Origin of the sequence: Streptomyces sp. NPDC007856, assembly GCF_042868225.1 — a bacterium.
Taxonomy (GTDB): domain Bacteria; phylum Actinomycetota; class Actinomycetes; order Streptomycetales; family Streptomycetaceae; genus Streptomyces.
Map to the genome: position 1 here is coordinate 1 of NZ_JBIAEC010000112.1, position 1,423 is coordinate 1,423.

The window sequence follows — 1,423 nt, forward strand, 5'->3', positions numbered from 1 at the left end:
CGCTCTACCAGGAGCCCCGTCGCCGTGACCTGCGCTTCCCCGAAAATCCCGGATCCCGTTGACAACCGCGGATCGGCCTTAACTCCGTGGTCTTGGGGTACTTCCTCGGTGCAGGCATCTTGTGGGCTCCTCTCGCGAGACCCATCTGACCGTCTGTCACCTCTTCCCGCATCTCGGGGGATCCTCAGGATGCAGGAGTGGGCCTGGCCGAGACGGACCTTGGGCTGGACGCCGTCGGCCCACACGTAGACATAATCGGTGGCGGACAGGTCGCGGTTCTGGAAGGCGGCGTGGTCGTCCTGCCAGTGCCTGGTGAGCCGGGTGACCGTCGCCGCAGACAGGCCGGCCGACCTGCCGAGGAACTGCTCGAGGGCGGGCACGAAGTCGCCGCTGGACAATCCGTGCAGGTAGAGGAGCGGGAGGACTTCGCTGATCTTCGGGGACTTGCGGCACCAGGGCGGCAGGATCTTGGAGGAGAACCGGTGACGCTCGCCGGTCTCGTCGTCGGACGCGACGATCGTTGACCCGGGGCGCCCGTACCTCAACAGAGCCGGCGGCCGTGGTCACGGTGCGGGGACGGTGATGGCCGTTGCGCACCACCAGACGGCGGCCGCGTTCGTCCCGCTCGGCCGTCAACTCGGCTATGTACTGGTCGACTTCTGCCTCAAGGGCGACGGCAAGCATCCGTCGGGCCCCTTCCTTCCCGCACGATCTCGTCGATCAGATATCCGGTGGACGTGGAGCCGTCTTCACTGACTACGCTGAGCATGGGCGTGCCTTCCTGACCCGCGCTGCAACGCGGGCCCTGACTTGGTGACCATCACAGGATCATCGGGAAGGTACGCCCTTCGCATGCCCTCCCGAGGGACGATCCACAAGTCATGAGCATTGCTCACGGCTCAGCCGCAACGAGATGAACGAACTCATCGAACGGGCCGGAGGGCGCTCCTCCTCCAGCGTCTCCAAGAAGACCACCCTCGTCGTCGCCGGCGAAGGCGCCGGGTCCAAGCGGGCCAAGGCCGAACAGCTCGGTATCCGCCTCACCACCCCGGACGAGTTCGCCGCCCTCGTTGGTGACTTTCTCAACTGAGCCGAACGAGGACGTGGTGCCGGATGCCTGCGACGGCCAGATGCCGTTCCAGTGATCGACTGCCCGTCCAGGCCTCCAGCCCCACCAGCTCCTCGGCCTCGAGCCGTCGAGCGGGCCGCGACCGCGCGACGCCCGCCGGCACCGCTACGCCACTTGAACGCACCTCCAAGCGCCAAGCTGCTTTTCCCTGCAGAGTAGGAGCGGAGCCTGTCCGGGACCCATCGCACGTCGTCCCGGGGATGGTGTCCCGCCGAGTGGTGTAGCAGCGATCTCCGCATAGCCCCTGGTCATGGGGCGGCCATCGCGCAACTCTCCGAGTAGAGAGGCTCGTTG

General features: G+C 66.7%; 2 pseudogenes. One reads left to right on the forward strand and one right to left on the reverse strand.

What is annotated here, in order from left to right:
- Positions 1-185 precede the first annotated feature (185 nt).
- Positions 186-702: pseudogene (locus ACFYOH_RS44810) on the reverse strand (transposase); the annotation flags it as partial.
- A gap of 193 nt (positions 703-895) precedes the next feature.
- Here ACFYOH_RS44810 and ACFYOH_RS44815 point away from each other — a divergent pair.
- Positions 896-1,090 (forward strand): annotated as a pseudogene (locus tag ACFYOH_RS44815) (BRCT domain-containing protein); the annotation flags it as partial.
- Positions 1,091-1,423: the final 333 nt, after the last annotated feature.